The following is a 25,828-nucleotide window of genomic DNA, read 5'->3' as shown; positions in this document are numbered from 1 at the left end:
ACCAACGACGTCTACGTAGGACTCTCCACCGGCACCACCTTCAACCCCAGCACCAAATGGCACGACTTCTTCGGCCTCAACGGCGAAACCACCCTGTGAGGGTGGCTCGAATTCCTACGTAGCGGGTCCGGGGCAGGAGGCGCCGAGTCTCGGACGACCGTGAATCGGCGGTGGTGCGCGGACTGAACGAGGCGAGGGCCTCCCGAGACGATGTCACCTCGGGAGGCCCCGCGCTGCGGATCAGATGCCGCACGAGACCCTGGCACCCCCACCGGAGAGCAGATCGCTTCGGGACCAGCCCGACACGCCGGTCGCGCGGTTGTGCAGGTAGGTCCAGCGGGCGCCGTCGTGCCCGGTCCGCCAGCAGCGGAACGTCGCGGTCTGGCCGGGCTGACCCTGGCCGCGCGAGGTGCAGTCGGAGCCGGGCCCGGTGCGGATGTTGATGCCGGTCCCGGCGAACGTGCCGTTGACCTGCGGCTCGAAGCTGGCGATCCCCTGCGGGCAGGACGCTTGGGCCGGAGCGGCCACCGCCAGCACGGCGGCGCTGCCCAGCATGACGGCGGCGATCGAGATGCGTACGAGTCTCATGCGGATCTCCCTTGACGACGTGACGGAACTGTCAGCTCCGCCGGTGGATGCGGGATCAGAAGTGGGGATCGAGACCGCTACCCCAGGTGTACGAACCGGTGGCGGACAGCTGGAAGTCACATTGGATGTGGTACGACCAGCCGCCGTCCTCCTCCGTGAGATAGCTGTGGTGCCGGTAGGTTCCGACGCTGGGAACGCCGGGCCAGAGCTGGTCCGTCCAGGTGTACGTGCCGGGCAGGATGCGGCCGGTGTAGGTCTGGCACGGTGCCGATGTGGGGAACGTCCACCAGCCGTAGGTGCCGTCCCGCAACGTGATCTCGCGGCTGACCGATGCGATCGGCATCCCGCTGTTCGGCCTGGCTTCCAGGCGTTGGTTCTTCTGGTTGTAGGCCACGTCGGCGGCCTGCGCCGTGCCGGACACGACCGGCAGCATGGCGAGGGCCAGGACCACGGCGGTGACCCGGCAAAGTTTCCTTGCCCACAAGCGCATAATTTCCCTTCTCAGTGCTGTCGCTTCGGATGAGCCGACTACCTGAGACGAGACTGCCCGCCGCATCCACTCATGTCGCTGTGGCTGGGCGCACAGGTGTTTAGTCTCCGTGCACGGTGCGGAACCGCTGGCGGAACTCGGTGGGCGATTGGCCGTAACGGGCGCGGAACGCCTGACTGAAGTGCGCGGCGCTGGTGAAACCCCACCGGGCGGCGATCGCGTTGATCGTACGGGCGGCGAGCCGGGGTTCGGCGAGGTCGCGTCGGCACCGTTCGAGGCGCTGTTCGCGGATCCAGCCGGCGACGGTGTGCTCCTCCCGCTGGAACAGCTTGTGCAGGTAGCGCACGGAGATGTGGTGCGCTGCGGCGATCATGTCCGGGGTCAGGTCCGGGTCGCCGAGATGGTCCTGGATGAAGGCGCGGATGCGGGCGGTCAGCGCCCGCCGGCACGTGTCCGCGGGGACGATCCTCCGGGTGTCCAGCGCGTCGGCCAACGCCGCGATCAGCACGTCGAGCGTCAGGGTGGCCAGCCGCGCGGTCTCGGCCGGGGTCAGCTCGTCCATCTGGTCGGCGAGCTGTAGCAGGAAACGCGACGACAGCGCGCCGACGCCACGGGCGCCGGGAATGCGGACGGCGCTCAGTTCACGCAGTTCCCGGGGAGGAAACGGCAGCAGCGCCCGTGGGAAACGCAGGAGCAGCATCCGGCTCGTCGAATCGTCCGGCCGGAGTTCGGCCACGTACGGACGCGAGGTGTCGTAGAGCACGAGATCTCCGGCGCCGAAATCGGCGCGTCTGCCGTCCTGCGTCAGCGTGCCGCTGCCACTGACCATGCAGCTCACCTTGAACACTTCCGGGTCGGCCTGCCGGATCAGCCGGGGCGTGCGGCGCACCGAGTGCGCCATCGTCGTCATCAGGGTCGCCTGCACCGGGCCGAACTCACTGATGCCGACCCGCGCCTCGAAGCCGGTCTCCGCCTGCCGTTGCCGGGCCAGCTCGTACGGCACCCAGAGCTTCGCGCTGACCTCGCGCCAGAAGGCGAACCGGTCACCCGGCGAGACGTCGGCAGTGCTGACAACGTCCATCGACCAACCATAGTGACCGACACGGCCGAGCCCATCCGATGAACCGCCCAGCGGCCACCCCGTACTCGCCGAAGGAACCCCGGCCGGACGCGCAGCCCCGCCCCGGACGCGGGCGGTCGGGGCGGCGGACGGCGCGGTCAGCGGGCCCGTCGGTTGGCGCGCAGCGCGCCCAGGAGCACGCCGGGGGTGGCCAGCGAGCTCGGGTGCGCAAGCATGGAGACGACCTCGTTGAAGCGCCGGGCGGTCGGCACGTCGGTGACGGTCGCCGTGACGATCTGCCTGCTGGCCCAACTGGAGAGCCGGTAGCCGCGCGGGTAGGGCCCGTCGACGTGCGGCAGCGCCAGGTCGGCGGAGGTCGACATCGACCAGGCGACGTCGACCACGACCTTCTGCAGGGCGAAGAACCGGCGCGCGGGCGCGCCCAGGTCCGGGCCCGACCGCAGGTACGCCGACAGGCAGGCCGCGTGCAGCGCCGCCGCCGTCATCCCCTGCCCGTACACCGGATTGAACGACGCAACCGCGTCGCCGACGCTGACGAGCCCGGCCGGCAGGCGCCTCAGCCCGTGGAAGTCGCGTCGCCGGCTGTCGGCGTGGCGGTAGGTCTGCACCTCGCCGAGCATCTCGTTCGCGGCGACCTCGCCGAACTCCGGCGGGAACTCTTCCCGCAGCCGGCGGACGAAGTCGTCCGCCGTGCGCCCCGGGCGGTTGGCGCCGTAGCCGGCCATCATGGCCATCCACCGGCCGTCCTCCACGGCGAAGAACGCGGCGCCGGCCACGTCCGACGACATCCTCGCGGTGTGCAGTGCCAGGACGACCGTGGCCTCCGGTTCCGCCTCCGGACGCCGGAACAGCGCGGTCGCGTAGTTGAGGTCCACGGTCATCCGCCGCAGCGCGGGCCGGTCCCAGCCGGCCTGCTCCAACCACTCGGAGAGCCTGCTCGAACGTCCCATCGCGTCCACCACGAGGTCACCCGACTCGACGCCCGTCGCCCCGCCGGTCTCGCAGTGGACGCCGGTGACCACGCCGCCGTCGCACACCAGACCCGTGGCGCGGGCGGTGACCGTCTTGACGTTGGGCAGCCGCAGCACCTGCTCGCGGATCAGCCCCTCCAGGAGGGGCCGGGTACCCGCCAGGCTGTCGGCGTCGTCGGGTACGACGACCTTCAGCCGGCCGTCGAGGTAGTTCCGCCTGGCCGCCGGTGGCGCCTCGATCGCCCCCTGGGCCACGGCCCGTTCGCGGAATCCCGGAAACAGGCGTTCGAGCTGGAGGAAGCCGCCGGGCAGCAGCGCGTGCAGCTGCGATCCCTGTGGCACGCCCGGCCGGCCGCCGGTCACGTGTGGATCGTCGCGGTCGACGATGACGACGCTCTCCGCGTAGTCGGACAACACGCGGGCCGCCAGCAACCCGGCGACGCTGCCGCCGACCACGACGGCCCTGCCGATGACCGGCGACGGCTGGTCGGGTGGCCGCACCGCGTTCAGCGCGGCGAGGACCCGGGCCGGGGACAAGGACATCGTGCTCTCCAAGGGGTACGAGGTGGGGGCCTTCCCGCATGCCTGCCAGAGATCGGTGTGTGGGTGGACCGGCGGGGCGGACCGGACGGCACGACGTCCGACGATCGTCGCACAGACATCGGCCACCTTCGAGCAGGTTCGCGGGGTGTCCGGGCGGGTCAGCCGCCCGTCCGCGCCAGGATCTCCGCAGCCGCCCGCTCGCCGGCCTCGATCGCCCCGTCCAGGTAACCCGCCCACCGGGTGGCGGTCTCCGTGCCGGCCCAGTGCACCCGTCCCATCGGCTGGCGCAGCTCCGGGCCGTAGCCGCACCAGGAGCCGGGGGTCGGCGCCCCGCAGAAGCAACCGCGCGTCCACTCGTCCGCCGACCAGTCGTACTCGACGAACTCCTCGGGCCGCCGGGCGGCCGGGCCGGCGACGGCGGCGAGGGCGTCGAGCAGGCGCGCCCTGCGGTCCCGCGGCGGCATCCGGCGCAGCGCGTTCGCCTCCGGGCCGTAGCTGAACGCGGTGAGCACCCCGCGCGGGGAGGCCGGGGTGCTGTTGTCCACCGTCTCGGTCACCGGCCCGGCGAGGCAGAACGCGACGCCGGAACGGCCGTCGGCGCGCCAGAACGGTTCCGGGTAGACCGCGTGCACCTTGATCGCCGAGCCCATCGGCATCCGCTGGGTGAGCGCGTCGCGCAGGGGCGGTAGCGGTGGGTCGTACCGGATGCGCCCGGCCAGCGTCGGCGGCACGGCGACCACCACCGCGTCCGCCTCGACGCGGTCGGTGTCGGTGTGCACGACCACCCCGGCACGGTCCTGCGCGATGGCCCGCACGGGCGCGGACAGCCGCACCGCGTCCGGGCCGAGGGCGGCGGCCAGCGCCTCGGCCAGCACCGGCGGTCCGCCGACGATCCGGTCCTGCTGCGCGCCGCCGACCATCGCGAGCAGCGCCCGGCTGCCGCCGCCGGAGCGCAGGTAGAACGCCAGTTGGAGCACGGAGATCTCGTCCGGGCCGGCGGCCAGCAGCCCGCCCGCGAGCAGCCGCCCGAGGTACCGGGCGGTGGCCGGGTCCGGCGCGGCCGTGCGCAGCCAGCCGGCCAGCGTCGTACGGTCCCACTCGGTGGCCTCGGCCCCCGCCCACGGCGCGACCGGGTCGACCCGTTCGGCGTACGCGTCGAGCAGATCGAGGACCCGCGCGGCGGCCTCGGGGGCACCGGCGTGCCGGCCGTCGGGGAAGATCACCGGCGACGCACCGTGCGCGGCGGACGGGAAGGTGGCGATCCCGTAGCGGGCGAGGAGCCCGTTGACCCGGTCCTGAGTGGGGCCGACCCACTGGGCGCCCAGGTCGAGCTGGGTGCCGTCGGCCAGCCACCGGGTGAGCACCCGCCCGCCCACCCGGTCGCGCGCCTCCAGCACCCGCGTCCGCACCCCGGCGCGGGCCAGCGCGAGCGCGGCGGCCAGCCCGGAGAAGCCGGCGCCGACCACGACGACCTCGGTACCCATGCGGCGGCATACCCGTTTACGCCGCCGCCATGACCGCGACGCCGGATCGCGGCAGCCGGCGGAGCGGCGTGCAGCCCCGGCGATCGGGCGGGTCGACCGCCGGCCGTCGCGATGCGCGTCGATCGTCGGCATCGAGACACGTGAGCGTGCGGGGCTGCGCGGTCGGCCCCGGACGGGCCATCCTTGTCCGGTGCGGTGTCGCCCGTCCTACGACGGTGGGTGCGGCGCGCGGACCGGAAGTCAGTGAAGGACACGAAGGAGGATGCCGTGCGCTACGTCGACGGCCCGGCGGTCGAGTGCGACCTGCACGTGGCAGCCGATCCCGCCCGGGTGTGGGAGCTGGTCACGGACATCGAGCTGCCCGCGCGGTTCAGTCCGGAGCTGCGCCGGGTGCGCTGGCTGGACGGCAGCCAAGGGCCGACGCTCGGCGCCCGGTTCGAGGGGCACAACCACCATCCGGCGCTGGGCGAGTGGCGCACCATCTCGCACGTCGTGCGGTTCGACGCGCCACGGGTCTTCGGCTGGGTGGTGCTCGACCCGGACGACCGCTTCGGCGGCGGCCCCACCGACCTCGACCAACCGGGTGCCACCTGGCAGTACCGCCTCACCGCCGAGGGCGGCGGGTGCCGGCTGTCCCACTCCGTGCGGATCGGCCCCGGCCGCACCGGGCTCAGCCTGGTCATCGACCGGGCCCCGGAGAACGAGGAGCAGGTCATCGCACGCCGGCTGGACGCCCTGCGGGACGCCATGACCGGCACGTTGCAGGGCATCCGGGACCTCGCCGAGCAGCCACGCTGACCACGGCGTCGGCGGGCTGGACGGCGCCGGCGGGTGAGCCACTCAACCCCGACGGGCGTCGCCTGCCGGCCCCGGCGGGAAGGTGCTGAAGCGTTCCGCGAACGCGCCGTACACGGGTGTGCCCGACAGGTTGTCGCGGATGGCGAACACCACCCGGTCGAACCGGTCCACCATCCGCAGCGCGTCGGCGAAGGCGTCCGCCACCGTGGCGGGGTCGTTGCGGAACACCCCGCACCCCCACGCGCCCAGCACGATCGTCCGATGCCCGTGCGCGGCGGCCACCTCGAGCACCCGCCGCGCACGCCGGCGCAGCACCGCCGGCACGTCGGGGGCGTGCGCGGGCTGGTTGCGCACGATCGCGCCGAGGTTCGGCGCCGCGGCGGTGAGGAAGGACGTCTGGTACGCCACGTCGAGCAGCCCGCCCTTGTCGTCGCGGAACACCGGCACGCCCGGGGAGTAGATGACCCGGTCGCTGTACCGCAGGTCGCGTTGGCCGCGGTGGAACGCGTAGAAGTCGGGCGCGGCGAGCAGGCACGGGTAGAGCGCCGACGATCGTGCGACGCTCTCCTCCTGCGCCTTCGCCCCGCCGAGGAACCCGCCGCCCGGGTTCTTGGCCGACGCGAACACCAGACACGCCGCATCCGGACCGAGCCGGCGGGCCGCCTGCAACGTCGACTGGTACGTCACCTCGACGTCGCCGGCCCCGACCCGCGTGTCGCCGATCGTGAGCGTCCCGTCGGGAAGGTGGTGGCGGGTGCCGGCGACCGCGGCCCGCACCTGCGCACCGATGACGACCTCGTCGCCGGCGCCATTGCGGTACCGGCCCGACTCGGCGATAGCCACCGTCTGTCGGGCGATCTCACGAAGGCGGCTGCTCACCGGCGCACCCGGCGCATCCGCCGGCAGGGGGCGTGCACAGCCAGCAGGCTAGGCCGCCACCCGTTCCGCCGACAACTGCTTTCCGAGCCCGCTCAGTGCGCTGCCACGACCACCCCGTCCGGCTCCAGGCCGGCGAGCCGGGACGGTCGCACGACGACGAACAGGACCGCCGTCGCGGCCAGCATGCCCCCCGCGACGACGACGGACATGGCGACCGCGCCGGTGCCCAGGACGCCCACCAGGGGTGCGGCCAGCGCCCCGACGCCGAACTGCACGGCGCCGAGCAGGGCGGAGGCCGTGCCGGCCGCCTCGCCGTGGCGGGACAGGGCCAGGGCCGGCGCGTTCGGCATCGCGAGGCCCGCCGCCGCGAGCACCACCCACAACGACACCAGCAGGGCCGGCAGCCCGCCGAACCCGGTCACGGCGAAGGCGAGCAGTGCCAGTCCGGCCACGCTCCCCGCGGCCAGGGCGACCACGAGGATCCGCTGCGGCGGGTGGCGGCGCAGCAGCCGTACGTTGAACTGGGTCGCCGCGATCAGCCCGACCGCGCCCGCCCCGAAGGCCAACCCGAACTGCTGCTCGTCCAGGCCGTACTGGTCCTGGAAGACGAACGACGACCCGGCGACATACGCGAACAGAGCGGCCATGGCCAGCCCGGCGACCAGGACCAGGCCCACGAACGTGCGGTCGCGCAGCAGCGCGCCGTACACGCCGATGGTCGCGACCACGCCGCCGCGCCGGCGCCGCTCGGCGGGCAGCGTCTCGCGCAGGCCGAACGCGGCGACCACCACGAGCAGCACGCCGAAGGCGGCCAGCGCCACGAAGACGCCGCGCCAGTCCGTCCAGCGCAGCAGCCCGCCGCCGAGGGTCGGCGCGAGGATCGGCGCCGCCCCCATGACCAGCAGCAGCCGGGAGAGCAGCTTCGCGAAGGCCGCACCGTCGAACAGGTCGCGGACGACGGCCATCGCGACCACCGAGGCCGCGGCGACGCCGAGGCCCTGCACCACCCGCAACGCGCCGAGAACCGCGATGCTCGGCGCGACGACGCAGAGCAGCGACGCCACGACGTGCAGCGCGATGCCGGCGATCAGCGGCGCGCGCCGGCCGACGGCGTCGGACAGCGGGCCGATCAGCAGCTGGCCGAGGGCGAGGCCCGCCAGCGTGCCGGTGAGGGTCAACTGGACCGCCGCCGACGTGGTCTGGAATTCGTCGACGATCGTGGGAAGCGCGGGCAGGTACATGTCGATGGTCAGCGGACCCACCGCGATCAGCGACCCGAGGACGAGGACGAGCCGCAGGCGTTGCCGGGGGCTCATCAGGTCACCGGGCGTCAGCGGGGCTGCCGGCCCCTGCGGGGCGTCGACGGCGGCCGTCATCGGCTCGCCGCCGGCCGGTCGGTGGGCAGCCGGGCTGGGAAGAGTGCAGGAGTCACATCTGGCTCCAAATCCGGATCCGGTGATCTCATTCCCGCCGGGCGGCGAGGTAACGGAGTTCACAGTCGGGCGGCGGCGGCCGAACGGCGATCGGAGCCGCTGCGCGCGGCCGGGTCCCGCCGGTCGGGCCCTCGCGCCAGCACAATGTTGTCACCCGTGGCAGCTAATCTGCGCGGGTGTGGGAAACGATGGTGCGGAGCGACCCCGATGGCTGACGCCGACGACGTCCGGCACCTGGCGCTGGCGCTGCCGCACGTGGTCGAGATCGACAGCGAGGGCTTCGACTTCCGGGTCGCCGACAAGGGGTTCGTCTGGTCCTACCCCGAGCGCAGACCCGGCACGTCGCGCCTGATCCGGACGGACGTCGCGGTGCTCTACGTCGGCGACGAGGCGGAGAAGCAGGCGTTGCTCCTCGGCGAGCCCGAGGTCTTCTTCACCACGCCCTCGTACGAGGGGCTGCCCCTGGTCATGTTGCGGCTGGCGCAGGTGGACGTCGACCGCCTGACGGAGCTCGTCACCGACGCGTGGCGGATGCGTGTCCCGGGCCCGCTACTCAGCGACGTCGACGGTGGCACCGGTCCCGGCTGAGGCTCCGTCGCGACACCGTTCGACACGAACCCGCCAGTAACATAAGCGCGCCCCGGGCGCATCACCCTCCCACGAAGTGGACGGCCGCAACACATGCCGGGAAACGATCACGGTTGTGTCAGGCGTTTTGGCTGGTCAACGCCGCAACATCGTCCGTTCGCCGAACGGATTCGGACCCCTGACCTTTTGATCCACAGGCACGAGGGTGGACACTGCCGAAGGTGCCGCCGCGTCGCGGCCCGCGCATCATTGGTCTAAAAGGAGGGCTCGATCGGTGTTCAGTCGTGTCGCCATCGTCAACCGTGGTGAGGCCGCCATGCGGCTCATCCACGCCGTACGGGACATCGCCGCGGAGACCGGGACACGGATCGAGACCGTCGCCCTGCACACCGACGTCGACCGTACGGCCACCTTCGTCCGCGAGGCGGACCTGTCCTACGACCTCGGTCCCGCGTCCGCGCGCCCGTACCTCGACCTGAAGGTGCTGGAGCGCGCGCTGGTGGAGAGCGGGGCCGACGCCGCGTGGGTCGGCTGGGGCTTCGTCGCCGAGGACCCGGCGTTCGCGGAGCTGTGCGAGAGGATCGGCGTCACCTTCGTCGGACCGAGCCCGGACGCCATGCGCAAGCTGGGCGACAAGATCGGTGCGAAGCTGATCGCCGAGGAGGTCGGCGTACCGGTCGCGCCGTGGAGCCGTGGCGCGGTCGAGACCCTGGACGCCGCCCTGGCGGCGGCGGCCGGGATCGGCTACCCGCTGATGCTCAAGGCGACCGCGGGCGGCGGCGGGCGCGGCATCCGCGTGATCACCAACGAGGCCGAGCTCGCCGACGCCTACGAGCGCACCAGCCAGGAGGCCGCGCGGGCGTTCGGCAGCGGCGTCGTGTTCCTGGAACGTCTGGTCACCGGCGCCCGGCACGTCGAGGTCCAGGTGATCGCCGACGGCCAGGGCACCGCGTGGGCGCTCGGTGTCCGCGACTGCTCGGTGCAGCGGCGCAACCAGAAGGTCATCGAGGAGTCGGCGTCGCCGGTGCTCGGTCCTGAGCAGACGGCCGAGCTCAAGACGTCGGCCGAGCGGCTCGCCGTCGCGGTCGGCTACCGCGGCGCGGCGACCGTCGAGTTCCTCTACCACCCCGGCGACCGGCTGTTCGCGTTCCTGGAGGTCAACACCCGCCTCCAGGTCGAGCACCCGATCACCGAGTCCACCACCGGCTTCGACCTGGTCAGGGCGCAGCTGCACGTGGCGTCGGGCGGGCGGCTCGAGGGCGAGCCGCCGGTGGAGCGCGGGCACGCCATCGAGGCCCGGCTGAACGCCGAGGACCCCGACCGCGACTTCGCGCCCTCCCCCGGCCGCATCGCGCGGCTGGACCTGCCCGCCGGGCCGGGCATCCGCGTGGACACCGGCGTCAGCGAGGGCGACACCATCCCCGCCGACTTCGACTCGATGATCGCGAAGATCATCGCGTACGGCCGCGACCGCGACGAGGCGCTCGGCAGGCTGCGCCGGGCGATGGCGCAGACCACGGTGATCATCGAGGGCGGCGCGACGAACAAGAGCTTCGTGCTCGACCTGCTCGACCAGCCCGAGGTGATCGACGCCAGCGCGGACACCGGCTGGATCGACCGCGTCCGGGGCGAGGGCAGGCTGGTCACGCACCGGCACTCCGCCGTCGCGCTGGCGGCCGCCGCCATCGAGGCGTACGAGGAGGAGGAGCGCGTCGAGCGGCAGCGGCTGCTGTCGACGGCGTTCGGCGGCCGCCCGCAGGTGCAACACGAGAGCGGCCGGCCGCTGGACCTCAAGCTGCGCGGCGTCGACTACCGCGTGCGCGTCGCGCGGGTCGGCGCACACCGGTTCCGCGTCGGCGTCGAAGCGGGCGGCACCGTACGCACCGCCGACGTCGAGCTGGACCGCTTCGACCGGCACACCGGGCAGGTCGTCGTCAACGGCACCCGCTACCGCCTGCTCATCGGCACGCACGGGCCGATCCACCTGGTCGAGGTGGACGGCGTGGCGCACCGGGTCACCCGCGACGAGGGCGGTGTCCTGCGTTCGCCCAGCCCCGCGCTGGTCGTCGCCACGCCGTTGAAGGTCGGCGCCGAGGTCGAGGCGGGCGCGCCGGTGCTGGTGCTGGAGAGCATGAAGATGGAGACGGTGCTGCGGGCGCCGTTCAAGGCGCGGCTGAAGGAATGCGTCGTCTCCGTGGGCACCCAGGTGGAGACCGGCGCGCCGCTGCTGCGGCTGGAGCCGCTCGCCGACGACGCCGAGGCCGGGGAGACCGCGGCGACCGAGTCCGTCGAGCTGGACCTGCCCGAAGCGCCCGCCAGGATCCCGGCGCGGGAGCGCGCCACGCGCGGCCAGGAGGACCTGCGCAGCCTGCTGCTCGGCTTCGACGTCGACCCGCACGACGAGCGCCGGCTGCTCGACGACTACCTCGCCGCGCGCCGGGCCGCCACCGAGGACGGTCACCGGCCGCTGGCCGAGGAACTCGGCCTCATCGACGTGTTCGCCGACCTCACCGAGCTCAGCCGCAACCGGCCGACGGGCGAGGACGGCGGCGGCGCCGGCCACGTGCCGAGCGCCCGCGAGTACTTCCACACCTACCTGCAGTACCTCGACGTGGACCGGGCCGGGCTGCCGGCGACGTTCCAGGCCAAGCTCGCCAAGGCGCTCGGGCACTACGGCGTCACCGAGCTGGAGCGCTGCCCCGAGCTCGAAGCCGCCGTGTTCCGGATCTTCCTCGCCCTGCAACGCGCGTCCGCCGACGCCACGGTCGTCGCGACGCTGCTGCGCGCCTGGCTGCGGGAGCCGCCGCCGGACGAGTCGCTGCGCGAGCCCGCCGGTCTCGCGCTGGAGCGGCTGGTGGCCGCGACGCAGGTCCGCTTCCCGGTGGTCTGCGACCTCGCGCGCGGCGTGGTGTTCGCCTGGTTCGCCCAGCCGCTGCTGCGCCGCAACCGCGCCCGCGTCTACGCCGACGTGCGCCGGCACCTGCGCCACCTCGACGCGCACCCGGACGCGCCGGACCGCGCCGAGCGCGTCGCCGAGATGGTGCGCTCCACCGAGCCGCTGGTGCGGCTGCTCGGCCAGCGGCTGGTCCGCGACGACGTGGACAACGCGGTCATGCTGGAGGTGCTGACCCGGCGCTACTACGGCAACAAGGACCTCAACCGCGTACGCACCAGCGAGGTCGAGGGCTGCACGTTCGTGGTCGCCGAGCGGACGGGCTCGTGCGTGGTCTCCGCCGCCGTGGGCTTCGACGCGCTGGGCAGCGCGCTGCGCGGCCTCGCGGAGCTGGCGAGCGGCCACGACGCCATCGACGTCGACATCTATCTGGCGTGGGAGAACCAGCCGGCGGACTTCGACGCGATGGCGGCGGCGCTGCACGAGGTCGTCAGCGCGCACCCGCTGCCGCACCAGGTCCGCAGGCTCACCACCACCGTCGCGGGCCGCAGCGGCGCGGTGATGCACCACCACTTCACGTTCCGCCCGTCGACCATCGGGATGATGGAGGAGCGGCTGATCCGCGGCCTGCACCCGTACATCGCGCAGCGGATGCAGATGGAGCGGCTGAGCAAGTTCGACCTCACCCGGCTGCCGTCGTCGGACGAAGAGGTCTACCTCTTCCAGTGCGTGGCGCGGGAGAACCCGTCGGACGACCGCCTCGTCGCGTTCGCGCAGGTGCGCGACCTGACCGAGCTGCGCGAGCACGACGGGCGGCTGGTGGCGCTGCCCACCGCCGAGGACGTCCTCGCCACGTGTCTCGACTCGATCCGTCGCGCGCAGTCGCGGCGGCCGTCGAGGAAGCGCTTCAGCACCAACCGGATCGTGGTCTACGTCTGGCCGCCGAGCGACCTCACGCGCGCGGAGCTGGAGATGATCGCCCGGCGGGTGCTGCCCACGACCGCGGGCGCCGGGCTGGAGGAGATCCTGTTCATCGCGCGGCAGCGCGACCGCCGGACCGGCGAGCTGACCAAGATCGCCGTACGCGTCTCGTTCGACGCCACGGGCGGCACCGCGCTGACCGTCGGCGAGCCGTCGGACGAGCCGGTCGAGCCGCTTGACGACTACCGGCAGAAGGTGCTGCGCGCGAGCAGCCGCAACGCGGTCTACCCGTACGAGCTGACCGCCCTGCTCGGCACCTTCGTCGAGCACGACCTCGACGACGACCACGCGCTGGTCCCGGTCGAGCGGCCGAAGGGGCGTAACAGCGCGGCGATCGTGGCGGGCGTGGTGACCACGCCGACCCGGCGGCACCCGCAGGGCGTCACCCGGGTCGTGCTGCTAGGCGACCCAACGAAGGCGCTCGGCGCGCTGTCGGAGCCGGAGTGCCGCCGCGTGATCGCCGCGCTGGACCTGGCCGAGCGGATGCAGGTGCCGCTGGAGTGGTACGCGCTGTCCGCAGGCGCCCGGATCTCCATGCAGTCGGGCACGGAGAACATGGACTGGGTGGCCGCGGCGCTCAAGCGGATCGTCGAGTTCACCCAGGACGGCGGCGAGATCAACATCGTGGTCGCGGGCATCACCGTCGGGGCGCAGCCGTACTGGAACGCCGAGGCGACGATGCTGATGCACACCAAGGGCATTCTGGTGATGACGCCGGACTCGGCGATGGTGCTCACCGGCAAGCAGTCGCTCGACTTCTCCGGCGGGGTCTCGGCCGAGGACAACTTCGGCATCGGCGGCTACGACCGGGTGATGGGCCCGAACGGGCAGGCGCAGTACTGGGCGCCGAACCTGGCCGCGGCGCGGGACGTGCTGATGGCGCACTACGAGCACACGTACGTCGCGCCCGGCGAGCAGGGGCCGCGGCGGGCGCGGACGACCGACCCGGTCGACCGCGACGTCTCCGCCTTCCCGCACGTCGTGGCGGGCAGCGACTTCACCACCGTCGGCGAGATCTTCTCCGCCGAGGCCAACCCGGACCGCAAGAAGCCGTTCGACATCCGGACGGTGATGCGGGCGCTCTCCGACCAGGACCACCCGGTGCTGGAACGGTGGGCGGGCATGGCCGACGCGGAGACCGTGGCGGTGCAGGACGTACACCTCGGTGGCATGCCGGTGTGCCTGATCGGCATCGAGTCACGGTCGGTGCCGCGGCGCGGCTTCCCGCCCACCGACGGCCCGGACACCTACACCGCGGGCACGTTGTTCCCCCGGTCGTCGAAGAAGGCCGCGCGGGCGATCAACGCGGCCAGCGGCAACCGGCCGCTGGTGGTGCTGGCGAACCTGTCGGGCTTCGACGGCTCGCCCGAGTCGATGCGCAATCTCCAACTGGAGTACGGCGCCGAGATCGGCCGCGCGATCGTGAACTTCCGCGGGCCCATCGTGTTCTGCGTGATCTCGCGGTACCACGGTGGCGCGTTCGTGGTGTTCTCGAAGGCGCTGAACCCGAACATGACCGTGCTCGCGCTGGAGGGCTCGTTCGCCTCGGTCCTCGGCGGCGCCCCCGCCGCCGCGGTGGTGTTCTCCGGCGACGTCAACGCCCGCACCGCGGCCGACCCGCGCGTTCGGGAGTTGGAGGCCCGCGTCGCGGCGGCCTCCGGCACCGAACGCGCGGCGTTGACCGCGGAGCTCGACGAGCTGCGCTCGTCGGTGCGCGTGGAGAAGCTGGGCGAGGTGGCCGCCGAGTTCGACCGGGTGCACAACATCCGGCGCGCGGTCGAGGTCGGCTCCGTCGACGCCGTCATCCGCGCGGCGGAACTGCGCCCGCGCATCATCGACGCCATCGAGGGCCGCCTGCGCTGACGCGGCGACGCGCCACGGCGAGGTCCTCGCCGTGGCGCGTCACGCCGTCCGTCCCTCCGGGCCCTGCCGACCGTCGACCGGCAGCGGATATCGAGAAAATATGGCCGACGACGTCAGCCTCACCGCGATGGACCGATCTCGCGGTGAGGCTGATGTTCTTCATGGTCGATCTTGATGTCGTGGACCGCCTGCTCGGAGCACCGCCGGACCTGCCCACCTGGCGGGTCGCCGACATGGCCAACCGCAAGGGGATCCTCGCCACCTGGCTCTCCTCCGCGGTGGCCCGGGGTCTCGAGCTCAACGAGGCGGAGGGCGCGTACCTGCGCCGGTGGGAGCGGCGCGTCGAGACCCTCCACGCGACCGGCGCCGAGCTGGCCGGCCGGTACGGGGCGACGGTCCTCAAGGGCCCGTGCATCGCCCGGCACTATCCCCGTGGGCTACTGCGGCAGTCGGGAGACGTCGACCTCTTCGCCCCCAACCAGGACGTCCTGTGGTCCTGCGTACGGGATCTGGTCGACCGTTGGGGGGCCGTACCTCAGGCGGTCAGCATCCTGGAGGGGCTCGACGAGCCGCACGTCGGCGTGGCGATGAAGTGGCCCGCGACCGAGCCGCACCTCGACAAGCCGATGGGCGCCGACGTCACCACGTTCACCTTCGCCGGCGACCTTCGTGGCGTCCCGGTGCGCGTCGCGCCGGTGGAACAGGACGACCTGTGCGGGCTCTTCGCCGTGGCCGAGGAGCGGTTCCAGCGCAAGTTCCGGATCAAGGACCTGCTGGACCTGCTGGTCCTGGCCGAAGCCCTGGAGCAGCGGCTGGGCGACGACCTGACCGAGGTGATCTGCGAACACGCAGTGCGCCTGGCACTCGCCCCCGAGCTGCGTCAGCTCGTCGTCCGTACGGATGAGTGGGTGAGCGTGTCCGAGCGCTGGCGGCGCACCGCCGACGCGCTCCGGCCGCTGGCGCGCCGGGAGAAGGACATGCGCCGCCCCGGCCGGCAGGGCGTACACCGGCTCAGTTTCGGATTTCCGCTCGACGAGCGGCCCGGCGCCGCCTCCCGTGTGGACGTCCACCGCAGGGCCGGCAGCAGCCTGGTGACGACGCCGGTCGGCACCTGCCTGCTGACAGAACGGCTGGTCGTGAACGAGGACGAGCTGACGGACGCCCTCGAACACGCCCGGTCTCTGACCACCACCAGTTGAGAGGAGGTGCACAGATGCGTCACATCATCCTGGGTTCGTTCCGCGTCAAGCCGCGGCCGTCCGCCGCCGCCAAGTAGCAGGTAGTTCCGGTGTGGTCCCCGGCCAGTGCAGGCCGGGGACCACAGCGTCGGATCCCCCACCGCGTGACGACCGGACGCACCGGCGGACGGGTCCCCCGTCAGCTCTACCGCAGGACGCCCTCGTGCAGCGCCCGCAGCACCGCGTTGGTGCGGTCCCGGGCGCCGAGCTTCAGCAGGATCGCCGACACGTGGTTCTTGACCGTGCCCTCCGCGAGGAAGAGCAGGCCGGCGACCTCCCGGTTGGTGTAGCCCTCGGCGACCAGCCGCAGCACGTCCAGCTCCCGCTCGGTGAGCTCCTGCGACGGCGGGGCGCTCACCCCGACCGGGGACGGCGCCGAGCGGATGGCGCGCAGGAGCCGATCGGTGATCGACACGGCGATGAGCGTTCCGCCCGCGGCGAGGGTCTCGACCGCCCGGGTCAGCTGCTCCAGCGTGACGTCCTTGAGCAGGTAGCCCCGCGCCCCGGCGCGCAGCGCGTCGAGGACGAGGGTGTCGTCGTCGAAGGTGGTGAGCACCAGCACCGGCACGTCCGCCCCGCGCTCGCGGAGCCGTCGGAGGACCCAGATGCCGTCCCGGCGCGGCATGCGCAGGTCGAGCAGGACGACGTCGGGCCGGGTCGCGTCGATCGCGGCCAGGGCGGCCTCGCCGTCGTCGGCCTCGCCGACCACCTCGATGCCCGCAATGTCGAGCAGGGTGCGGATGCCCTGCCGGACCAACGTCTGGTCGTCGACCACGACCACCCTGGTCATGTCGCCTCGGCCGCGCGGGCCGGCCGGATCGAGCATGCCGGTCACCGGGCCGGCATCCGGGCGGTCACCCGGAAGCCCGCGCTGCCGTCGTACGCGATCTCCCCGCCGAGTGCCGCGAACCGCTCCGCGAGGCCCCGCAGGCCGTTGCCGGGGACCACGCCCCGCGCGCCCTGCCCGTCGTCGACCGCCGTCAGTCGGATCGCCGCACCGTGGCGGACGATCGTGACTCGCAGCTCGCCCGCGCAGGCGTGCCGCAGGGTGTTGGTGATGATCTCCTGTACGGCCCGCACGAGCGCCGCGGTCTGTTCCTCGTTCGGCTCGACGTCCTCGCCCACCTCGACCGTCACGTCGAGCCCGGGGATGTCGCGGCCGACGTCGCGCAGCGCCTCGGCCAGGTCGGCGGCAGACCCGGCGCGCAGCGCGCTGACGGTGTCGCGCACGTCGGCGAGCACCTCCCTGGCCACCCGGCCGGCCCGTTCGACGTGCTCCCGCGCCGGGTCGCCCGCACGGTGCCGGGCCGCCTCCAGCTCCAGGGTGAGGACGGTGAGCTGGTGACCGAGCAGGTCGTGCAGCTCACGGGAGATGCGCAGGCGTTCCGCCGTGCGGGCGGACCCGGCCAGCAGCAGGCTGGCCGCCCGCAGCTCCACGTGTGCCCGGGCCAGCTCCCGGCGGTGCTGCTGCTCCCGGCGGACCGCGGTCACGCTGAACGTCGTGGCGATCTGGATCAGCCCGTAGAACACCCCGGACACGAGCGGCGCGACCGGGTCGTCGTGGACCCGGCCGACGGTCAGGGCGATCACGGCCGTGTTCAGCGCCACCACCAGCAGGTTGACCGGCAGCCGGAGGGTCTCCGGTCCGAGCGCGGCGATCACCACCAGCAGGATCGGCAGCATGCCGGCGCGGGGGGCCGTCGCGACCACGCCCCAGCCGGCGACCACCGCCGCGCCGTAGGCCGCCCACCTCGTCCGGGGTGCTCCCCACTCGGCCACGGCGCCGAGCGACGCGCCCAGGGTGACGACGAAGAGCCCCACCCACACCGGTGCCGGGATGTCCGGCTCGACCAGGCCGAGCATCACCGGCGACCCGACGCCCACGCACACGACGAGCATCACCAGGCCGGACCACTCATCGAGCCCGAGCCGCCGCATGCGGCAACCCTAGCCGCCGCGGCCGGCGAGCCACGGGTGCCGAAAGTCATGGGCGGCGGGGCTGACCTCCGGCACAGGCGGCGGGCGGTGGCCCCGACCAGCATGGAGGGCATGAGCCAACCCGCCATCGAGGTCGAGAACCTGCACAAACGGTACGGCGACGTCGTCGCCGTCGACGACGTCAGCCTAACGGTGGCCCCCGGTGAGGTGCTGGGCGTCCTGGGCGTCAACGGGGCCGGCAAGACCACGATGATCGAGCTGATCGCCGGCCTGCGGGTCCCCGACCGGGGACGCGTCCGGGTGCTCGGGCGGGACCCGCGCCGGGACCGCGCCGCCGTACGTCAGGTGCTCGGCGTGCAGTTGCAGCAGGCCGAGCTGCACGCGGCCCTGACCGTCGGTGAGCTGCTCGGCCTCTACCGCAGCTTCTACCCCGATCCGCGCCCCGCCGACGAACTGCTCGACCTGGTCGAGCTGCGGGGGCAGGCCCGGACGCGGTTCGAGAAGCTCTCCGGCGGACAGCAGCAGCGCCTCTCCATAGCCCTCGCCCTGGTCGGCCGACCGCGGGTGGTGATCCTCGACGAACTCACCACCGGGCTGGATCCCCGTGCCCGCCGGCGCATCTGGGCGGGTGTGGAGGGGCTGCGCGACGAGACCGTGCTGCTGGTCAGCCACGCCATGGACGAGGTCCAACGGCTCTGCGACCGGGTCGTGCTGCTCGACGCCGGCCGGATCGTCGCCCTGGACACCCCGGCCGGGCTGGTGGCCCGGGCCGGCGCCGCGAACCTGGAGGAGGCGTTCGTCCGCCTCACCGGCAAGGAACTCGTCACGGAGGAGGACGCATGAACGAGGTGACCGTACGACGACCCGGGCCGGGCTCGTGGCTGACTCTGATCGGGTGCGAGGCGAAGATGGTCGTCCGGGACACGGCCGGGCTGGTCGTACCGATCGGGTTGCCGCTGTTGATCCTGGTCATGAACGCCGCTGCCGCCGGTGACCAGGAGGTTGCCGGCGGGCGCTCGGCGCTGGACCTCTTCGTCCTTCCGCTGGTCTTCACCATCGTCCTCGCCACGATCGGCATCGTGAACATGCCGAGTTTCCTGGCCTACTACCGCCGCAGCGGGGTGCTGCGCCGGCTCGCGGTCACCCCGGCGTCGCCGGCGATGGTGCTCGTCGCCCAACTGGTGGTGAGCCTGGCGCAGGTGCTGGTGGGGATCGGGCTGGCGTACGCCGTCGCCGTCGTCGGCTTCGGCGCACGCCCGCCGGCCGACGTCGGCATGGCGCTCGCCGTGGTCGGGCTCTCGGTGGCCGCGATGTACGGGCTGGGCCTGATCGTCGCCTCGGTGGCGCCCACCCCGAACTCGGCGGTCGCCATCGGCCTGATCGCCTTCTTCGCCCTCGGGGCCGTCGGCGGGTTGTTCGGCGGCGCCGCCTCCCTGCCGGAACCGGTGGCCCGGGCCGCCTCGTGGCTGCCGTTCGGCGCCACCGTCGAGGCGCTCTCCAGCGCCTGGGCGGGGGCCTCGGTCGACGCGTCGAACCTGGCGGGTCTGGCGATCACCGCAGTCGTCGGTGCGACCGTCGCCGCGCTCCTGTTCCGCTGGAACTAGTGCGTGGGCGCGGCGGGCGGCCCGGGACCGGCCCGCCGCGCCGGTTCAGAAGGCGTACAGGTCCAGTGCGATCCCGTCCGAGCCTCCGGAGTGGCTGACCGCGACCCAGTCGTCCCCGGCGCCGGCGAGCCAACCGGCGTACCGGCCGAGCTGGCGACCGGTCGACACGTCGTGGACGAGCACGACCGGTCGTTCCTGCACCGCGCCGCTGACCGCCACGAGGCGTCCGGTCACGCTCGACCGCCAGCTCGCCGAGGTGCCGGACAGTCCCGGATCCGGCGCGCTCCACCGCGTCGCGCCGGTGGCCATGTCGAGCAGGGCCAGCTCGCCCTCGTCGGCGGTGCGCCGCACCAGCACGGACCGGTCGTCCCCGTCGATCGGTACGCCGGGGGCGACGCCCTCCCACCGCGTTTTACCGGTCCGCAGGTCGATCATCTGCGGCCGGCCGGCGTCCGTGACCGCGACGAGCCGGGTGCCGGCCCCGATCAGGGTCAGCCCGCTGCGGTCGTGCGCCAGTCGCTTGGCACACTCGCCGTCCTCGCGACGCCCGCTGAAGACCTCGCCGAACCAGCCTCCGGCGCCGGTGGCCGCGTCGACGGTGGCGATGCTGACGGTGCACCGCCGGTCGTCCCGGGGCGGATCGTGGTCGGTGGTCACCAGCAGGTTGCCGGCCACGAAGCCGTGCCAGGCCCGGCTCGGCAGGCGTCCGGCGCCGGCCTTGCCGGTGGTGGGTGCGACGCTCGTGTAGGTACGCCCGTTCAGCCGCACCGACACGTACCGCTGGGTGGGCGCGGCGTACGGCGCGCGGACGCCGAGCGCCTCGTCGCTCACCCGGGCGAACCGGTCGGCGGGCAGTTTCCACAGTTGGCGACCATCGCGGACGTCCCGGGCGATGACGACGCACTTCGCGGACTGTCCGGTGCCGACGCACTCGCGGTCGTACACGACCTGCTGCTGGACGACGACGTCCTGGGTGTCCTCGGTCCGCCAGCGGGTGGCGCCGGTGGCCGCGTCGAGCACCTCCAGCAACCCTCCGTTGCTGGCGCTGAGCACGATCAGGTCGCCGGCGACCGCGTACTGGTAGGCCATCGGGAACGGGCGACGCCAGCGGTCCTGCCCCGTCGCGCGGTCCACCGCCCGCAGTTCCCGCCCGTCCGGCACGACGACGACCTGGCCGAGCTGCGTCAACGGCTGGTCGAGCCGCCTGGCCGTCACCGACCAGGTGGGCTCCGGGCCCTCCCCCTCCGCTCCGGTCCCGCCGCCGCGCAGGCTCTCCTGGGTCACCGCGATCCCCGGCGCCGGCCGCTCGGGCGGCTCCGCCCGTGGCGCGGTGCAGGCGGCGAGCCCGACGAGCACGCTCAGGGCCGCCCCTGCGACGCACGAACGGGGCGGGCGGTGCGACGGTGACAACGGTCTCTCCCTCGATCGGTGGCAGAGCCCACCATAGGATCCGCCCGCACCCCACGACCTGGGGGTGGCAGCGGAGAAGGGCCAGTCCCGGCGGGACTGGCCCTTCTCGACGATCAGCGCGGTGCGGTGCTCAGCTGACCGACTTGTTGTAGCTGTCGATGGCGCCCTGCACGCTCGCCGCCGCGTCCTTCATGGCCTGCTCCGCCGGCTTGCTGCCCACGATGGCCGCCTCCAGGCCGTCCTCGGAGGCCTTGCGGGCCTGCGGCATCACGCCCAGCAGGCAGCCGGCCGACGCGACCGACGGCGGCAGCGCGTGCAGCTGGTCGACGGCGGTGCGGAACTGGGGGAACTTCGCCATCCAGTCCTTGTCGATCTGCTCGTCGAGCGCCTTGGCGTTGATCGGCACGTACCCGGTGCTGGTGTGCCACTTGGCCTGCTCGACCGGGCCGGAGGCGAACTTCACGAACTCCCAGGCGGCCCGCTTCTCCTTGTCGTTGTGGCCGACGCCGTTGATCCACAGCGACGCGCCACCGATGATCGGTCCGCCCGTGGACGAGGCGCTCACCTTCGGGTACGGGGCGGTGAGCACGGTGAACTTGCCCTTCGCGGCGTCGACGTAGCCGCGCAGCACGCTGGTGGACTCCAGGTGCATGGCGACCGTGCCCGACTTGAAGGCGGCCTGGGCGTCGTCGGTCTTTCGGCCGGTGTTCGTCGCGTAGCCGCCCTTCACCAGGTCCGTCCACCACTGCGCGACGCGCACGGCCGTCTCCTGGTCGAACTGCACCTTCGTGGCCAGGCCGCTGCGCCCGTTGCCCTTGTCGCAGTACTCCTTGCCGTCGGTGGCGAGCAGCTGCTCCACCAGCCAGCCGTAGATGGCGGCGTTGAAGCCGTACTGGACGGTCTTGCCGCTGGCGTCCTTGACCGTGAGCTTCTTCGCCAGCTCGCCGATCTCGTCGAGGTTCTTCGGCGGCTTCGTCGGGTCGAGCTTGGCCCGCTCGAACGCCTCCTTGTTGAGGTACAGCAGGGGCGTCGAGGAGTTGAACGGCATCGACCAGAGCTTGCCGTCGACCGAGTAGTAGCTGGCGATGTTCGGCTCGATGTCGCCGGCGTTGAAGCCGTCCTTCTCGATGAACTTGTGCATCGGCACGACCTGCTTCGAGTCGACCATGAAGCGGCTGCCGATGTCGTAGATCTGCACCAGGGCCGGCGTGCTCTTCTGCTGCACCGACGCCTTGTACTTCGCGATCGTCTCGTCGTAGCTTCCCTGGAAGACCGCCTTGACCTCGACCTTGCCGCCGCTCTGGGCGTTGAAGTCGGCCACGAGCTGATCGACGGCGGTGGCGTTGGCCCCCTTCATCGCGTGCCAGAACTCGATCGTGGTCTTGTCCGTGGCCTTCTCCAGCACCTCGGCGCCGGGCGCGTCGAGCGCGCCGCTGCCGCCGTCGGTGCCGGACCCGGAGTCGCCGCAGGCCGTGAGCGCGGCGGCGGCCACGACGGCGACGAACGCCGCCGCGGTCCGACGGAGCCGAGGTCTTCTCATTGCTTCTCCTTCTCGATGGTTCAACGCAGCGCCCCGGCGGTCAGCCCGCGGACGATGTAGCGCTGGCCGAAGATCACGACGGCCAGCGTGGGAAGCAGCGACAATGCGACGCCGGCGAGGACGAGGCCCGGCTGCGCCGCCTCGGCGTCGTTGAGCTGGGAGATGCCGATCTGCAGCGTCTGGAACTCGGTGTCGCGGATCAGGATCAGCGGCCAGAAGTACTGGTTCCACGCCGAGAGGAAGACGTAGACCCCGACCGCCGCGATGGAGGGCTTGGACAGCGGCACGATGACCCGCCACAGCAGCCGCCAGTGGCCGCACCCGTCGATCACCGCGGCGTCGCGCAGCTCGGTCGGGAACTGCAGGAACGCCTGCCGCAGCAGGAACGTGCCGAACGCCGAGGCGAGGAAGGGCAGCACCAGGCCGAGGTACGTCAGCCCGCCGCGCGTCAGGCCCCAGTCGGAGATGGCCAGGTAGTTGGGGATGATGATCGCTTCCCACGGCACCATGAGGGTGGCGAGGAAGAGGCTGAACGTCGCCGCCTTCGCTGGCAGGCGCAGGAACGCGAAGGCGTACGCGGCGAAGATGCTGGTGACGACCTGCGCCACGGTGATGATCCCGGCCTGCACGGCGGAGTTCGCGTAGAAGCGGCCGAGCGGCACCGAGCGGAACACGTCGGTGATGTTCTGCCAGTGCAGCGCGCTCGGCACCAGCGCGGGCGGATAGGTCGCCAGGTCGCCGGGGCCCATCACGGCGCCGACGAACCCGTAGTAGACCGGGAACAGCACGGGGATCGCGGCCAGGCCGAGCACGACGTAGACGGCGACCCGGCCGAGGTTGAGCTTTTTCATCGGTAGTGGACCCGCCGTTCGAGGACGCCGAATTGGACGGCCGTGCAGCCGAGCATGATGACCAGCAGCACGACGGCCTGCGCGCTGGCCGCGCCGAAGTCGGAGGAGCCGAAGGCGAACGCCTTCTCGTAGATCGAGTAGACCAGCGTCGTGGTGGCCTGGTCCGGCCCGCCCTTGGTCAGGATGTGGATCTGCCCGAAGCTCTGCAGGGCGTGGATCGTGGACACCACGACGAGGAAGAACAGCTGCGGGGAGAGCAGCGGCACGGTGATCCGCGTCGCCAGCCGCCACCCGGTCGCGCCGTCCAGCCGCGCCGCCTCGACCACCTCCGGCGAGATCGCCGAGACCCCGGCGGAGAGCACGAGGATGTTGTAGCCGAAGTTCATCCACACCGTCGCGGCACAGACGGCGGGCAACGCGATCGACGGGTCGGTGAGCCAGTTGACCCGGTCGAAGCCGAGAGAGCCGAGCAAACCGTTCGCCACCCCGATCGCCGGGTTGTAGATGACGGCGAAGATGACCGACGCGGTCGCCACCGAGAACGCGAACGGCAGGGCGAACGCGGTGCGCAGCGCCCGTACGCCGCGGATGCGTGCCTCCAGCAGCAGCACCACGAAGAGCGCGCCCAGCACGGCCGGCACCACCGAGAAGAGCGTGAACAGCGCCGTCGTGGCCAGCACCTTGCCGAACTCCCCGGACAGCATGTCCCGGTAGTGCGCCGCGCCGACGTACTCCGACGCGGCGCCGAAGATGTCGTTGCCGTGCACGGAGAGGTAGAGGGTCCGCCCGAGCGGCCAGAACACGAACAGGGCGAAGACCCCCACCGAGGGCAGCAGCATCAGCCACGCGAGACCGGACTCGCTGAAGCGTGCGCGCCGCACCTGTCGGGCGGTGGAGGGCGTGGATTCTGAGGTCAGGGAGCGGTCGCCCGGTGGCGCGCCGACGGTGGCAGGGGGAGGCACCGCAGCACCCTACCAACGACATTGAGGGATAGACATCATTCGGGCGGGATGTGCCGTCAGCGCGGGGGCAGGAGCCGCGAATATCTCGGCTCTTGACGCAAACGGGCAGCCCGGGCGTGGTCGAGCCCCTACGGTCGGTTGTCGACACCGCGTCCCGACACCACCGGCCCGAGGAGCCAGACCATGCAGACGATCGCGGCCGGTGGCCCGCAACGTGCCCGTTGCGGATTGGACGCGCCGCGGGGGGTCCGGCCCGGTCCCACCGATGCCGAGCACCCCTGCGGTACGTGACCGTGCCGGCAGGCCACTCCGACGATCACGGCGACCGCCACCGCCGGCCCGAGGACGGACGTGCGTCCGCGCGGAACCGGCGAGAGAAGGATTCCCGCCTCGACGACCTCACTCACCGGCTCGACAAGCCGATGGGGATCCTCGGCGTGCTGTTCCTGCTGCTGGTGCTCGTACAGTCGTTCACCCACGACGAGGCACTCAGCAGCGTCCTCACGGTCGCCAGCTGGATCCTGTGGGCCGTGTTCGTGGCGGAGTTCGTCCTGCGTGCCTGGCTGGCCCGGCACCGTGCCCGGCAGTTCTGGAGGCAGAACTGGTGGCAGGTGATCTTCCTCGCCGTACCCTTCCTGCGGTTCGCCCGCGCGGCCATCGCGCTTCGGGCGGCCCGGGGAGCCGGAGTGGTCGCCGCCGCCGTCCGCGGCTCCCGCTCGGCGGGCCGACTGCTCACCGACCGGCTGGCCTGGCTCGCCGTCGTGACGGTGACGGTCATCGTGACCGCAGGGCAGTTGCTGACAGTGACCGGCGCCTACCGGAACCACGGGCAGGCCCTGCACGACGCCGCGCTCACCACCATCACCGGTGTGCCGCTCGGCGCCACCGACACGTTCGCGCAGATCCTCGAACTGGTGCTGGCCGTCTATTCCGTGGTGGTCTTCGGCACCCTCGCCGGCGCCCTCGGGGCGTACTTCCTCAGCCACGGGCGCAGTGCGGACGAGCCCGTACGGCAGGGCCCGGAGCCGGAGCGGTGAGCGACACGGAACCTCCAGTGGCGAGTACCGACGCCGACGCCACTGCGCGGGCGGTTCCGAGCCTCGCGCTCTCATTCATCGGTAGCTATCTATAATTCCGCCATGAGTGGTGGTTCCCGGTCGCTGGCCGGCAGGCGCGTCCTCGTCACCGGCGGCGCCCGCGGGATCGGTGCCGCGCTGGCCCGTCGGTTGCACCAGCGGGGCGCCAGCGTCGCCGTCGTCGGGTCGGAGCCCGAGCTGCTGGCCGACGTGCCGGCGGCGTGCGGCGACGCCCCGTGGAGCAGCTGCGACGTCCGCTCCCGGGCCCAGGTCGACGCCGCGGTCGAGATGGCGGTGGACCGGCTCGGCGGGCTCGACGTCGTCGTGGCCAACGCGGGGGTCGCCGCCCAACTGCCGCTGGTCGGCGGCGACCCGGACGTGTTCGAGCGGACGAACCCCGTCAACGTCCTCGGCACCTACTACACCCTGCGCGCCGCGGCCCCACACATCAGCCACCGGAGCGGCTACGCGCTGGTGATCGCGTCACTCGCCGCGGCGGTGCACGCGCCGCTGCTCGGCGCGTACCGAGCCCGGCACTGCCGGGCTCGACGCACGATTTCACCGCCTGGGGAATGTCCCCGATGGTGGAACTCGGGGGCGGCTGCGGACAGGTAGAG

The 25,828-nt window shown here is 72.6% G+C and carries 21 protein-coding genes; 8 read left to right on the top strand and 13 right to left on the bottom strand.

The window, feature by feature from the left end; genetic code table 11:
• Window positions 1-240: 240 nt before the first annotated feature.
• The 5 genes from ABZ573_RS30465 to ABZ573_RS30445 form a co-directional block, all read right to left on the bottom strand.
• On the bottom strand, window positions 241-588 hold the full coding sequence (locus ABZ573_RS30465) for a hypothetical protein (RefSeq protein ID WP_327028251.1): 348 nt from the start codon (window positions 586-588) through the stop codon (window positions 241-243).
• A gap of 55 nt (window positions 589-643) precedes the next feature.
• Window positions 644-1,078 (bottom strand): hypothetical protein, encoded by a 435-nt coding sequence (locus ABZ573_RS30460; RefSeq protein WP_151455688.1) that lies wholly within the window; start codon window positions 1,076-1,078, stop codon window positions 644-646.
• A gap of 100 nt (window positions 1,079-1,178) precedes the next feature.
• Window positions 1,179-2,159, bottom strand: a complete 981-nt coding sequence (locus ABZ573_RS30455) for a helix-turn-helix domain-containing protein (RefSeq protein WP_358122488.1) — start codon at window positions 2,157-2,159, stop codon at window positions 1,179-1,181.
• Window positions 2,160-2,296: 137 nt separating this feature from the next.
• Complete coding sequence (locus ABZ573_RS30450) at window positions 2,297-3,673, bottom strand: FAD-dependent oxidoreductase (RefSeq protein WP_358122486.1); 1,377 nt, start codon at window positions 3,671-3,673, stop codon at window positions 2,297-2,299.
• Between the two features lie 158 nt (window positions 3,674-3,831).
• Window positions 3,832-5,157, bottom strand: a complete 1,326-nt coding sequence (locus ABZ573_RS30445; protein ID WP_358122484.1) for an FAD-dependent oxidoreductase — start codon at window positions 5,155-5,157, stop codon at window positions 3,832-3,834.
• 267 nt (window positions 5,158-5,424) lie between these two features.
• On the opposite strand from ABZ573_RS30445, the gene ABZ573_RS30440 reads away from it, so the two are divergent.
• Complete coding sequence (locus ABZ573_RS30440) at window positions 5,425-5,955, top strand: SRPBCC family protein (protein ID WP_151454916.1); 531 nt, start codon at window positions 5,425-5,427, stop codon at window positions 5,953-5,955.
• A 42-nt stretch (window positions 5,956-5,997) separates the two neighbouring features.
• On the opposite strand, the gene ABZ573_RS30435 is transcribed toward ABZ573_RS30440, so the two are convergent.
• Both ABZ573_RS30435 and ABZ573_RS30430 read right to left on the bottom strand, forming a co-directional pair.
• Window positions 5,998-6,834 (bottom strand): TIGR02452 family protein, encoded by an 837-nt coding sequence (locus ABZ573_RS30435; protein WP_358122482.1) that lies wholly within the window; start codon window positions 6,832-6,834, stop codon window positions 5,998-6,000.
• A gap of 92 nt (window positions 6,835-6,926) precedes the next feature.
• Window positions 6,927-8,150 (bottom strand): multidrug effflux MFS transporter, encoded by a 1,224-nt coding sequence (locus tag ABZ573_RS30430; RefSeq protein ID WP_151454919.1) that lies wholly within the window; start codon window positions 8,148-8,150, stop codon window positions 6,927-6,929.
• Window positions 8,151-8,474: 324 nt separating this feature from the next.
• Between ABZ573_RS30430 and ABZ573_RS30425 the strand changes: the two genes are divergently transcribed.
• From ABZ573_RS30425 to ABZ573_RS30415, 3 genes are all read left to right on the top strand, one after another.
• The gene (locus ABZ573_RS30425) at window positions 8,475-8,855 is read left to right on the top strand and encodes an MmcQ/YjbR family DNA-binding protein (RefSeq protein ID WP_151454914.1); all 381 of its coding nucleotides are present in this window, start codon (window positions 8,475-8,477) and stop codon (window positions 8,853-8,855) included.
• A 274-nt stretch (window positions 8,856-9,129) separates the two neighbouring features.
• The gene (locus tag ABZ573_RS30420; RefSeq protein WP_358122480.1) at window positions 9,130-14,592 is read left to right on the top strand and encodes a carboxyl transferase domain-containing protein; all 5,463 of its coding nucleotides are present in this window, start codon (window positions 9,130-9,132) and stop codon (window positions 14,590-14,592) included.
• A gap of 152 nt (window positions 14,593-14,744) precedes the next feature.
• A complete protein-coding gene (locus tag ABZ573_RS30415) occupies window positions 14,745-15,791 on the top strand; it encodes a hypothetical protein (protein ID WP_358122478.1) in 1,047 nt (348 codons plus the stop codon).
• 184 nt (window positions 15,792-15,975) lie between these two features.
• Here ABZ573_RS30415 and ABZ573_RS30410 read toward each other — a convergent pair whose 3' ends face one another.
• Both ABZ573_RS30410 and ABZ573_RS30405 read right to left on the bottom strand, forming a co-directional pair.
• On the bottom strand, window positions 15,976-16,620 hold the full coding sequence (locus ABZ573_RS30410; protein WP_151454911.1) for a response regulator transcription factor: 645 nt from the start codon (window positions 16,618-16,620) through the stop codon (window positions 15,976-15,978).
• Window positions 16,621-16,661: 41 nt separating this feature from the next.
• Complete coding sequence (locus tag ABZ573_RS30405) at window positions 16,662-17,768, bottom strand: histidine kinase (protein WP_327028243.1); 1,107 nt, start codon at window positions 17,766-17,768, stop codon at window positions 16,662-16,664.
• 111 nt (window positions 17,769-17,879) lie between these two features.
• Here ABZ573_RS30405 and ABZ573_RS30400 point away from each other — a divergent pair, with 111 nt between their 5' ends.
• Both ABZ573_RS30400 and ABZ573_RS30395 read left to right on the top strand, forming a co-directional pair.
• On the top strand, window positions 17,880-18,611 hold the full coding sequence (locus ABZ573_RS30400; protein ID WP_358122475.1) for an ABC transporter ATP-binding protein: 732 nt from the start codon (window positions 17,880-17,882) through the stop codon (window positions 18,609-18,611).
• Window positions 18,608-19,372: an ABC transporter permease gene (locus ABZ573_RS30395; protein ID WP_358122473.1), complete on the top strand. Its 765-nt coding sequence runs from the start codon at window positions 18,608-18,610 to the stop codon at window positions 19,370-19,372. The genes ABZ573_RS30400 and ABZ573_RS30395 overlap by 4 nt, the downstream gene beginning before the upstream one ends.
• 45 nt (window positions 19,373-19,417) lie before the next feature.
• Here ABZ573_RS30395 and ABZ573_RS30390 read toward each other — a convergent pair whose 3' ends face one another.
• From ABZ573_RS30390 to ABZ573_RS30375, 4 genes are all read right to left on the bottom strand, one after another.
• Window positions 19,418-20,782: a PQQ-binding-like beta-propeller repeat protein gene (locus ABZ573_RS30390; protein WP_358122471.1), complete on the bottom strand. Its 1,365-nt coding sequence runs from the start codon at window positions 20,780-20,782 to the stop codon at window positions 19,418-19,420.
• A gap of 130 nt (window positions 20,783-20,912) precedes the next feature.
• Window positions 20,913-22,322, bottom strand: a complete 1,410-nt coding sequence (locus ABZ573_RS30385; protein ID WP_327028239.1) for an ABC transporter substrate-binding protein — start codon at window positions 22,320-22,322, stop codon at window positions 20,913-20,915.
• A 20-nt stretch (window positions 22,323-22,342) separates the two neighbouring features.
• Entirely contained in the window at window positions 22,343-23,173 is an 831-nt protein-coding gene (locus ABZ573_RS30380) for a carbohydrate ABC transporter permease (protein WP_151454906.1), read from the bottom strand.
• Window positions 23,170-24,135: a sugar ABC transporter permease gene (locus tag ABZ573_RS30375; protein ID WP_207914510.1), complete on the bottom strand. Its 966-nt coding sequence runs from the start codon at window positions 24,133-24,135 to the stop codon at window positions 23,170-23,172. The genes ABZ573_RS30380 and ABZ573_RS30375 overlap by 4 nt, the downstream gene beginning before the upstream one ends.
• Window positions 24,136-24,557: 422 nt before the next feature.
• On the opposite strand from ABZ573_RS30375, the gene ABZ573_RS30370 reads away from it, so the two are divergent.
• Window positions 24,558-25,172 (top strand): hypothetical protein, encoded by a 615-nt coding sequence (locus ABZ573_RS30370; RefSeq protein ID WP_358122468.1) that lies wholly within the window; start codon window positions 24,558-24,560, stop codon window positions 25,170-25,172.
• 102 nt (window positions 25,173-25,274) lie between these two features.
• Complete coding sequence (locus ABZ573_RS30365; RefSeq protein ID WP_358122466.1) at window positions 25,275-25,826, top strand: SDR family NAD(P)-dependent oxidoreductase; 552 nt, start codon at window positions 25,275-25,277, stop codon at window positions 25,824-25,826.
• Window positions 25,827-25,828 lie beyond the last annotated feature (2 nt).

This window comes from Micromonospora sp. NPDC007220 (assembly GCF_040634035.1).
GTDB lineage: Bacteria > Actinomycetota > Actinomycetes > Mycobacteriales > Micromonosporaceae > Micromonospora > Micromonospora reichwaldensis.
The sequence above is the reverse complement of the archived record's forward strand: the minus strand, read 5'-3'. Positions and strand labels throughout refer to the sequence as shown.

Bases quoted from the DNA above. Each gene is read 5' to 3' on its own strand.
- ABZ573_RS30465 (WP_327028251.1), bottom strand. From the start codon at position 588: ATGAGACTCGTACGCATCTCGATCGCCGCCGTCATGCTGGGCAGCGCC.
- ABZ573_RS30365 (WP_358122466.1), top strand. From the start codon at position 25,275: ATGAGTGGTGGTTCCCGGTCGCTGGCCGGCAGGCGCGTCCTCGTCACC.
- ABZ573_RS30410 (WP_151454911.1), bottom strand. From the start codon at position 16,620: ATGACCAGGGTGGTCGTGGTCGACGACCAGACGTTGGTCCGGCAGGGC.
- ABZ573_RS30400 (WP_358122475.1), top strand. From the start codon at position 17,880: ATGAGCCAACCCGCCATCGAGGTCGAGAACCTGCACAAACGGTACGGC.
- ABZ573_RS30370 (WP_358122468.1), top strand. From the start codon at position 24,558: ATGGGGATCCTCGGCGTGCTGTTCCTGCTGCTGGTGCTCGTACAGTCG.
- ABZ573_RS30380 (WP_151454906.1), bottom strand. From the start codon at position 23,173: ATGAAAAAGCTCAACCTCGGCCGGGTCGCCGTCTACGTCGTGCTCGGC.
- ABZ573_RS30385 (WP_327028239.1), bottom strand. From the start codon at position 22,322: ATGAGAAGACCTCGGCTCCGTCGGACCGCGGCGGCGTTCGTCGCCGTC.
- ABZ573_RS30445 (WP_358122484.1), bottom strand. From the start codon at position 5,157: ATGGGTACCGAGGTCGTCGTGGTCGGCGCCGGCTTCTCCGGGCTGGCC.
- ABZ573_RS30430 (WP_151454919.1), bottom strand. From the start codon at position 8,150: ATGAGCCCCCGGCAACGCCTGCGGCTCGTCCTCGTCCTCGGGTCGCTG.
- ABZ573_RS30415 (WP_358122478.1), top strand. From the start codon at position 14,745: ATGTTCTTCATGGTCGATCTTGATGTCGTGGACCGCCTGCTCGGAGCA.
- ABZ573_RS30395 (WP_358122473.1), top strand. From the start codon at position 18,608: ATGAACGAGGTGACCGTACGACGACCCGGGCCGGGCTCGTGGCTGACT.
- ABZ573_RS30455 (WP_358122488.1), bottom strand. From the start codon at position 2,159: ATGGACGTTGTCAGCACTGCCGACGTCTCGCCGGGTGACCGGTTCGCC.
- ABZ573_RS30405 (WP_327028243.1), bottom strand. From the start codon at position 17,768: ATGCGGCGGCTCGGGCTCGATGAGTGGTCCGGCCTGGTGATGCTCGTC.
- ABZ573_RS30425 (WP_151454914.1), top strand. From the start codon at position 8,475: ATGGCTGACGCCGACGACGTCCGGCACCTGGCGCTGGCGCTGCCGCAC.
- ABZ573_RS30450 (WP_358122486.1), bottom strand. From the start codon at position 3,673: ATGTCCTTGTCCCCGGCCCGGGTCCTCGCCGCGCTGAACGCGGTGCGG.
- ABZ573_RS30460 (WP_151455688.1), bottom strand. From the start codon at position 1,078: ATGCGCTTGTGGGCAAGGAAACTTTGCCGGGTCACCGCCGTGGTCCTG.